Origin of the sequence: Acidisoma sp. (genome assembly GCF_035492295.1) — a bacterium.
Taxonomy (GTDB): Bacteria; Pseudomonadota; Alphaproteobacteria; order Acetobacterales; family Acetobacteraceae; genus Acidisoma.
On record NZ_DATJJK010000122.1, the window covers coordinates 20,265 to 29,262 of the forward strand.

10 protein-coding genes are annotated in these 8,998 nt (G+C 65.5%); 2 read left to right on the top strand and 8 right to left on the bottom strand.

Annotated elements, in window-relative coordinates; genetic code table 11:
* Positions 1-24 precede the first annotated feature (24 nt).
* From VL752_RS08740 to purD, 5 genes are all read right to left on the bottom strand, one after another.
* Positions 25-1,077, bottom strand: a complete 1,053-nt coding sequence (locus VL752_RS08740; protein ID WP_325354210.1) for an extracellular solute-binding protein — start codon at positions 1,075-1,077, stop codon at positions 25-27.
* 27 nt (positions 1,078-1,104) lie between these two features.
* On the bottom strand, positions 1,105-2,007 hold the full coding sequence (locus tag VL752_RS08745; RefSeq protein ID WP_325354212.1) for an ABC transporter permease: 903 nt from the start codon (positions 2,005-2,007) through the stop codon (positions 1,105-1,107).
* Positions 2,004-2,885, bottom strand: coding sequence for an ABC transporter permease (locus VL752_RS08750; RefSeq protein ID WP_325354214.1), 882 nt, complete (start codon positions 2,883-2,885; stop codon positions 2,004-2,006). Before VL752_RS08750 ends, VL752_RS08745 begins: the two co-directional genes overlap by 4 nt.
* 6 nt (positions 2,886-2,891) lie before the next feature.
* On the bottom strand, positions 2,892-3,956 hold the full coding sequence (locus VL752_RS08755) for an ABC transporter ATP-binding protein (protein WP_325354227.1): 1,065 nt from the start codon (positions 3,954-3,956) through the stop codon (positions 2,892-2,894).
* Positions 3,957-4,073: 117 nt separating this feature from the next.
* Positions 4,074-5,339 carry a phosphoribosylamine--glycine ligase gene (purD, locus tag VL752_RS08760; protein ID WP_325354216.1) on the bottom strand — a complete coding sequence of 422 codons (1,266 nt, stop codon included), beginning with the start codon at positions 5,337-5,339 and terminating at the stop codon, positions 4,074-4,076.
* A 69-nt stretch (positions 5,340-5,408) separates the two neighbouring features.
* On the opposite strand from purD, the gene xseA reads away from it, so the two are divergent.
* Both xseA and VL752_RS08770 read left to right on the top strand, forming a co-directional pair.
* Entirely contained in the window at positions 5,409-6,965 is a 1,557-nt protein-coding gene (gene xseA, locus VL752_RS08765; protein ID WP_325354218.1) for an exodeoxyribonuclease VII large subunit, read from the top strand.
* Positions 6,966-6,970: 5 nt separating this feature from the next.
* Positions 6,971-7,603 carry a DNA-3-methyladenine glycosylase family protein gene (locus VL752_RS08770; RefSeq protein ID WP_325354220.1) on the top strand — a complete coding sequence of 211 codons (633 nt, stop codon included), beginning with the start codon at positions 6,971-6,973 and terminating at the stop codon, positions 7,601-7,603.
* On the opposite strand, the gene VL752_RS08775 is transcribed toward VL752_RS08770, so the two are convergent.
* The 3 genes from VL752_RS08775 to VL752_RS08785 all read right to left on the bottom strand — a co-directional run.
* Positions 7,584-8,072 (bottom strand): RES family NAD+ phosphorylase, encoded by a 489-nt coding sequence (locus VL752_RS08775; protein WP_325354222.1) that lies wholly within the window; start codon positions 8,070-8,072, stop codon positions 7,584-7,586. The genes VL752_RS08770 and VL752_RS08775 overlap by 20 nt on opposite strands.
* Entirely contained in the window at positions 8,069-8,563 is a 495-nt protein-coding gene (gene parS / locus VL752_RS08780; RefSeq protein ID WP_325354224.1) for a type II toxin-antitoxin system Xre/ParS family antitoxin, read from the bottom strand. The genes VL752_RS08775 and parS overlap by 4 nt, the downstream gene beginning before the upstream one ends.
* A gap of 74 nt (positions 8,564-8,637) precedes the next feature.
* The coding region (locus VL752_RS08785; protein ID WP_325354226.1) for an adenine deaminase C-terminal domain-containing protein at positions 8,638-8,998 on the bottom strand (361 nt) is incomplete at its 5' end.

Here is an 8,998-nt window from a genome sequence, read left to right on the forward strand (position 1 = left end):
AGATGGCCCCGGGGGAGTTCTGGGTTATTTCCGGATCAAGGTCCAGATACGGTCGAAATCCTTGGTCGCCTTGGCGTCGCAGCCCGGCGAGAAGACGATCTTGTAGTCCGACGGCGGGTTGAACTCGGGCGAAGCGGCCATCGCCGGCTGCAGATACTTGTTCGACCCTGAAACGGCGTTCTGGTAGCCCGCGAAGTTGCTTTCGATCGCGGCGTTCTCGGGGTCCATCATGAAGTTGATGAACTTCTTCGCGTTCTCGACGTCCGGCGCGCCCTTGGGGATGGCGAGATTGTCCATCCAGCCGATGCCGCCTTCCTTGGCGAAGACATACTTCAGTGTGGGCTTGGCCACGCGCGCGCGCATCGCGTCACCCGACCACTGCTCGCTCATCGTTACTTCACCCGAAGTCAGGCGGTCGATGATGCCGTCCGAGTTGTAGAGCTTCACGAAGGGCTTCTGCGCCTCGAGCAGCGCCAGCGTCGCCTTCAGGTCGGACGGGTCGGTGTCGCAGGGCGGATGGCCGAGATAAAGGAGAGCCAGGTTAATGACCTCGCTGGGCGAGCCGAACATGCCAACCTGACCCTTGAAGACCGCCGGCGGCTTGAAGAGCGTGCCGAGGCTGTCGACCGGTCCGGGATAGACCTTGGTGTCATAGGTGAAGGAGGTCGTGCCCCACTGCCAGGGAACCGTGTATTCGGCGGTCGGATCCCAGTCGCGCTTCTGCCAGCGCGGCTCCAGATTGTGGAAGTTCGGCATCGACGCGGCGTCGACCTTCACGAGCAGGTTCTGCTGCTCGAAGATCTTCACGAAGTCGTCGGAGACGACGACGAGGTCGTAGCCGGTGGTGCCGGCCTTGAGCTTGGCGAGCAGGGTCTCGTTCGAATCATAGGTATCGAGCGTGACCTTGATGCCGGTTTCCTTGGTGAACTTCTTGAGGAGGTCCGGCGCGGTATAGTCGGTCCAGTTGAAGATATGCAGCACCCCGGCATCCGCCGCATGGGCGGGCTGGGCGAGCGGCGCCGCGCCAAGGGCCGCGAGCCCCAGGCCGAACGCCGTCAGGGCGTGTTTCGCTTTCATGAAGAAACTCCTCCGGTTTTTTGAAGTTCAGGACGTGGCCGGTGCAGGGGCCTGGGCCGGGTTTGTTGCCTGGGCGGCGGCGCCTGCCTCGTTGGGACGGCTGATCACGAATGCGACGAGAGCGAGCGCCGCGGAGATGACCAGCAGGATGGCCGAAATCGCATTCACCTCCGGCGTCACGCCCAGGCGCATCATGCCGTAGACATAGACGGGAAGGGTCGTGCTGCCCGCGCTGCTCACCATGAAGCTGATGAGGAAGTCGTCGAGCGAGGTGACGAAGGCGAGAATGGCGCCAGCCATGATGCCGGGCACCATGAGCGGCAGGGTGATGCGGCGGAAAATCAGCCATTCGTTCGCGTAGAGGTCGCGCCCGGCGTCTTCATAGACGTTGCCGATGGTGTTCAACCGCGCCTGGATCGGCAGCATGGCGAAGGGAATGCAGAAAACCGTGTGCGCGAGCACGAGGTTGAGCACGCCGTAATGGAAGCCGATCGACGAGAAGAAGATGAGGGTCGTGATCGCGGTCACGATTTCGGGCACCACGAGCGGCATCATGACCAGGCTCATGGCGGCCGATTCGCCCTTGAAGCGTCCGCCACGCTCGAAGCCGAGGGCGGCGGCCATGGCGATGACCGTGGAGCAGATCGTCGCCAGCACACCCACGATGACGCTGACCCAAGCCGCGTGGCGAATGTCGCCATTATGGGCGACGCGCGTGAACCAGTGCAGGCTGAAACCGGTCCAGACAGTCACGAAGCGATTGGCATTGAAGGAATAGATGACGAGGATCGCGAGCGGAAAATAGAGGAACAGCATCACGAAGGCGGTGAAGCTGCCGAAACCCGGATTGTGCCGCCAATCGAAGGGACGGATTTTGCGGCGTGCCGCAGTCTTCATGTTCGTGGTCTTCACGCTTGCGGTCGCACTCATGCCTGCGCTCCCGCCCGGGCTTTGTTGCGTTTGCTCTGCCAGATGAGGGAGGCGACCACGGCGAAGGTCACGAGCATCGACAGGGCCGCGCCGAAGGGCCAGTTGCGGGATGACGTGAACTGCATTTCGATCAGACTGCCGATGAGAAGCTGCTTGCCGCCGCCGAGCAGGTCGGGCTGCAGGAAGGAGCCGAGGGCCGGGGCGAAGACGAGGACGGTGCCGGCCGCGATGCCGGGCTTGGTGAGCGGCCAGATGACGCGGCGAAAGAGCTGCACGCGGTTCGCATAAAGGTCGTACGCCGCTTCGATAAGGCGCGGATCGAGCCGCTCCAGCGTCGCGTAGATCGGCAGCACCATGAAGGGCAGAAAGGTATAGACGAGGCCGAGAAGAACCGACCCCTGGTTGTAGAGCAGCGGCAGGGGATGCGAGATGGCACCCAGCCAGCCGAGGAACTTGTTGACCAGTCCCTCGTCACGCAGAATCAGGATCCAGCAATAGGTGCGGATCAGCGTATTGATCCAGAAAGGAAGAGAAACGAGCGTGAGCAGGATCTTCCGCCTCGTCGGCGACTGGCAGACGATGTACCAGGCGACGGGAAAGCCGATGGCGAGGCTCAGCACCGTGGTCGCGACCGCCAGATAGATCGAGCGGAAGGCGATCCAGAAGTAGTCCGGCATGAAGACCAGACTGCCGTCGAAATCCTGGTCGAACAGCATCTGGACGTAGGCGGCGAAGGTGAAGGGAGACTGCACGCCGCCGTAGGGGTTGGCGGTCATGAAGGAATAGACGAGGGAAATAAGAAGCGGGATGGCCCCGAAGACGAGGATGAAAAGAACCGCGGGTGCGAGCAGCCAGTGGAAGGAGCGAATCTTCGACATGGCCGGTCAGTCCACCAGCTCCCGTTCTGCCTCTCTCGGCCAGGTGAGGCCCACCTCCGTGCCGCTCGGGATCTTCGCGGCTCCGCGCATACGGGCGCGCACGCGGCTGCCGCCTGGAATCGCGATCTCCATGAGCGTGTCCGAGCCCAAGAATGTTGCATTATCAACAATGCCGCGCGTCAATGCCGCCTCGCCGGCGGCGCAGACGGCGACACGCTCGGGGCGGACGGCGACGACGATGCTGGAGGAGCGGCCAAGATTTTCGCCGGGGATGAGGTTCGCCTCACCGATGAAGTCCGCGACGAAGCGGTTGGTCGGGTCGTCGTAGATTTCCTCGGGCGTGCCGACCTGCTGCACCCGGCCGGTGTTCATCACCGCGATGCGGTCGGACATGGCGAGCGCCTCTTCCTGGTCGTGGGTCACGAGGACGAAGGTGATCCCGGTCTCTCGCTGCAGGCGCTTGAGTTCGAACTGCATCTCCTTGCGAAGCTTGAGGTCGAGCGCGGACAGCGGCTCGTCTAGAAGCAGCACCTGGGGGCGCGGGGCGAGCGCACGGGCAAGGGCGACGCGCTGCTGCTGGCCGCCGGAAAGCTGTGCCGGCTTGCGGTTCGAGAAATGCGCGAGCTTCACGAGCGACAGGGTCTCGTGCACGCGCGCGGTGATCTCCGCCTTCTTCCAGCCCAGCATTTCGAGCCCGAAGGCGACGTTCTGCGAAACGGTCAGATGCGGGAAAAGCGCGTAGTTCTGGAAGACCATGTTGACCGGGCGCTCCCGCGGCGGCAGCGGCGCCACATCACGGCCGCGCAGGCGAATCTCACCCACGGTCGGGTGTTCGAAGCCCGCGATCATGCGCAGAAGCGTGGTCTTGCCGCAGCCGGAGGGGCCGAGGAGGGTGAAGAACTCCTTCTCCTCGATATTGATATTGATCGCCTCAAGGGCGCGGTGCCCGGTTTCCGGATCGCCGAAGATCTTTTCGACACCGGCAACTTCGATGAGATGCCGGGCGGAGGGCAGAGGGGTGGCGCCTTGGGCGATCGGTTGGCGGTTTTCGATCAGCACTTCGGAAGGCATCAAGAAAAGTCCCCCTTTAAGGAATGTGATCAGTTTTCATGGCCAGGCGACTCAATGCAAGAGCTTTGCCACCAGAAATCGATCGCCGAGGGCGGGAGAAAATTTCCCAAAGGAGTCTCAGAGGAAGTGAGCGCCGATATCGCGCCGGCAAAATCCTTCCGGCCACTCTAGCGCATCAACTGCGGCATAGGCACGGTTTCTGGCAACGGTCAGCGACGGGCCGGTGCCGTTGACGACGAGTACGCGCCCCCCGTCGGCCAGGATCGCGTCGCCCTCCGCACGGGTGCCGGCATGGAACAGGGTCACCGCCTCTTCTGCCGCCGCCTTGTCCAACCCGGCAATCCGCGTGCCCCGATGATAGGCACCCGGGTATCCTTGTGCCGCCAGAACAACGGAAACCGAAGCCTCGGCGCGCCAGCGCAGCGGCACCGCGGCGAGGCCGCCCTCACAGGCGGCGAGCAGGGCTGCCAGAAGGTCGCTCTCCAGCAGCGGCAGCAGGGTCTCGGCCTCTGGGTCGCCGAAGCGGACGTTATATTCGATGAGCTTCGGTCCTTCCTCAGTCAGCATGAGACCGGCGAAGAGGATGCCGCGGAAGGGTGTGCCGCGCCGCTCCATTTCCACAAGCGTCGGACGGATGATGGTCTCCATCACCTGGGTCCGGGTCTCGTGGGTGAAGCCGGGCGGCGGGGCGATTGCGCCCATGCCGCCGGTATTGGGGCCGGTATCGCCATCGCCCACCCGCTTATGGTCGCGCGCCGCGCCGAGGAAGACCGCCTCCGTGCCGTCGCAAAGGGCGAAGACCGAAACCTCCGGCCCCTCCATGAATTCCTCGATCACCACGCGGGCGCCGGCAACGCCGAAGGTGCCTTCGCGCAGGCAGGCGATCACCGCCGCTTCCGCCTCGGCCTCCGTCTGCGCGACTACGACGCCCTTGCCGGCAGCCAGGCCATCGGCCTTCACCACGATCGGCGCGCCGCGGCGGCTGATAAAATCAAGAGCATGATGCGCTTCGGTGAAGGCTTCCCAGCGCGCGGTCGGAATACCGGCAGCGTCCGCCACCTCCTTGGTGAACTGCTTGCTGCCTTCAAGCTGGGCGGCGGCCTTGCTCGGGCCGCAGCAGCGGATGCCGCGTTCGGCCAAGAGATCGGCGATGCCGGCAACAAGCGGCGCTTCCGGCCCCGGTACCACAAGATCGATATCGTTGGACGCGGCGAAACTCGCCAGTGCCTCCACCTCGGTCACCGGGATCGGGACCAGTTCGGCGACGGTCGCGATGCCGGGATTGCCGGGGGCGCAGAAGAGTTTTGTGACCAGGGGACTTTTGGCGATCGCCCGCACAAGCGCATGTTCCCGTCCGCCGCTGCCAATCACCAGAACACGCATCGCCACTCCTTCACCCGCAGCCGGGGCTCTGAACTTCAAGTGCGGGCGGCTCTAGCATAGTCTGCGGCCATGGCCACGACCGACATCACCCAGACTACCAATATCCCCGAATATTCCGTCGGCGAGATTTCGTCTGCGGTGAAGCGCACGCTGGAAGGCGCTTTCGGCCGCGTCCGTGTGCGCGGGGAAATCACCGAACTCAAGCGCTATGCCTCTGGGCACGTCTATTTCTCGCTCAAGGATGAGCAGGGAAAGATTGCGGGCATTATCTGGAAATCTGCGGCCTCTCGCCTCGGTCTGGTGCCGGAGAACGGGGTCGAAGTCATCGCCACGGGCAAGGTCACCGCCTATGGCGAGCGCTCGACCTATCAGCTCATCGTCGAAAGGATGGAGTATGCGGGTGCCGGCGCGCTGCTCGCGAAGATCGAGATGCTCCGCCTGAAACTCGCCGCGGAAGGGCTGTTCGAGGCCGCGCGGAAGCGCCCGATTCCCTTGCTGCCGCGCCTGATCGGCGTCATCACCTCGGAACAGGGCGCCGTGCTGCACGATATCCGCACAACCGTCGCGCGCCGCTTTCCGCGCGATATCCTGCTCTGGCCGGTGCCGGTGCAGGGGGAGGGAGCAGCGGCACGAATCGCCGCCGCGATTCGTGGGTTTTCGGACCTGCCAGCCGGCGGGCGGATTCCACGTCCCGATGTACTGCTCGTGGCGCGCGGCGGCGGCAGCCTGGAAGATCTCATGGCCTTCAACGAGGAGGTCGTGCTGCGCGCGGCGGCCGCCTGCTCCATCCCGCTCATCTCCGCCGTGGGACATGAGACGGACACGACGCTGATCGACTTCGTCTCTGACCGGCGTGCGCCGACGCCGACGGCGGCGGCCGAAATGGCGGTACCCGCCAGGCTCGAGCTGCTGGCCGACGTCACCCAGAAATCCGGGCGGCTTGCGGCCGCGATTTCGCGTCTGATGGGCGAGGGCCGGCTGCGGGTGACGGGCGCCTGGCGAGGGCTGCCTGATATCGGCGCGTTGCTCGGCCAGGCTCGCATCCGGCTGGATGACCGGGCGGAACGTCTGCGCAATGCGCCGCAGACCCTGCTCGCCATGCGTCGCGCCGAATGGCGCCACGCCTCCGAACGGTTGCCGGCACCGCGTGCATGGCTGGACGGGCTGAAGACTCGTATCGCCGAGGAAGGCCGGCGCCTCGCTCTCGGCCTGCCGCAACTGGTCTCGCTCCGCCGCAATGGGTTGGCGCTTCTGGCCCAGGGCCTGCCCAGCGGCCTGCGCCACCGTATCGCCGTCGCTCGTCAACAGGAGGTGCGGATTTCCGCACGCCTCTCACCCGCGCCTGTCCAGGCCGGGCAGCGCGAGGCGCGGGCCCGGCTCGAAGGTCTCTCCGCCCGTCTGGCATCGGTCTCCTATGAAGCGGTGCTGGAGCGCGGGTTCGCGCTCGTCTCGGATACGTCTGGCCATCCCGTCACCCGCGCGGCCGGGGTCTCGGAAGGGGATGCGCTGGCGCTGCGCTTCGCGGACGGCACCATCGCCGCCACCGCCGGTGCGGGCGCCATGCCAAAACCCGTGGAAAAGCCGCGTCGTCCGCGCCGGGAACCGCCTCAGGGATCGTTGCTCTGACCTGGATGAGTGCCGCGACCGGGCATCTTTCGCAGGTCGACCCCGCCATGGCCGAGCTGATCCGCCATGTCGGGCGCTGCAGGCTCACGGTCACGAAGGGGCGCGAGCCCTTCGAATCGCTCCTCCGCGCGATCGCCCATCAACAACTGCATGCCCGGGCGGCGGCGGCGATCCTCGGCCGCTTCGAGGCACTCTATCCGGGCGACGCGTTTCCGGCGCCTGAGCAGGTGCTGGCGACGGATGTCGCGACGCTGCGTGCCTGCGGCTGGTCCGGCTCGAAGATTGCGGCGATCCAGGATCTCTGTGTCAAGACGGTGGAGGGCATCGTCCCCACCCGCCGGGCCGCTGCGCGGATGAGCGACGCGGTACTGATCGAGCGACTGACGGCAGTCCGCGGGATCGGGCGGTGGACGGTGGAAATGCTGTTGATGTTCAGCCTCGGCCGGCCTGATATCCTGCCGGTTGACGATTTTGGCGTGCGCGAGGGGTACCGCCTCCTGCACGGGCTGGATGCGCAGCCAAAACCCAGGGCGCTGGCGCTCGCCGGAGAAATCTGGGCGCCCTATCGCAGCACTGCCGCCTGGTATTTGTGGCGCGCGGCGGAAGCAGGAAAAAGCATCACCTATACGGCGGGGTGACCCGCGGATCGTAGAGCCATCGCCGCCGCTTCTGCGCCGTCATGGCGATGGCATCGGGGTGCCGCGGATTCATCAGCACGTTGCATTCTTCAGCGACAAGTGCCGAGGGCAGGATCAGCAGCGCGCTGTCTCTGGCACGCAGCCAGTCGGAGCCGATCCGGAGGCTGGCGCGCCCGGCGGGTTGCGCATCCCAGCCGACCGGCAGGCTCGCCGGGGTCTCGCGCTGCGCCTGCTGCCAGTGATCCGCGGGTACGCGGATTTCCACGAGGTAGCGGTTGAAGGGCAGGCCCCCGGCGTTGAGATGCACGATGGTTTCGAGGCAGGCGAGGGCGCGGGTTTCGGAGGCATAGACGGCCGCAAGCGCCACCTCGTTCCAGCGGCCGCCAGAACGCTCGGCACCACGGCCGGAAAGATCGTCCGCCTCATAGGCCGGCGTATCGGCGGCGATGCGCCAAAGGCTGCAACTCACGCGTAGGCGCCGCTTTCGATGCGGGCCAGGGCCTGAGAGACGAGTGCCTGGCCTTCCATGGTATCGAGGAGTTCGGCCGGGCGACGATGACCGAGGGCGGGAAGCGGTTCCATCAGCCAGCGACCGAGCCAGGCATGGGTATCGAAGCCTTGCGCCCCGCCACCCAGCATCGCTTCCATCTGGCCCATCATGCGGGCGAGGCCCATCACCCGCTCGCTCTCATCGGGTGCCAGACGCTCGCCGGCCTTGGCCTTCTTGTTTGTTGTGGCGACGGAGAGGTTGAGGGCGCGCAGCCCGGCATCCTGGCTGAGGCCGAGATCATCGAGCAGGGCCTTGGCCTCAACCGCCGGCAGCCCGGCCCGCGCGACGGAGATACGGGCGAGCGGATCGGCCCGGTACAGGCCGAGATAGACGCTGGCGGAAGCCGCTGAGAGATCGGGCCCACCGTCCAGAAGGGGCTGCTGCATGTCCGCGAGATGGAAGCCGCTCATGATCAAATGCTCCTTTGCGCATTTTATACACGCGAAGAAGCATTCATTGCAAGATCGGAAAAGCTAAGCCCCGTTCAGGCGTTGGCGCCCGTCTTCGACGCCTCGAAAAGCGGCAGGATCTCCATCCCCGGCACGGTGACGAGGCCCTTGTCGGTCAGGCGGATCTCCGGGATCACGGCCAGCGGCACGAGGTTGAAGCCCATGAAGGGCAGGGTGCAGCCGAGCGCGCTCCAGGCGGCCTTCAGTGCCGCAGCCTCTTCCGCAACCACACCGAGCCGCTTGTCGGAGAGCAGTCCGGCGATCGGCAGGTCGAGTTTCGCGACCACGCGGCCCTGGTCTACCACCACCAGCCCGCCCTGGCTTTCGCGCACGGCGGCGAGGGCCAACTGCATGTCCGCTTCCGTGCGGCCGGCGACGATGATGTTGTGCGCGTCA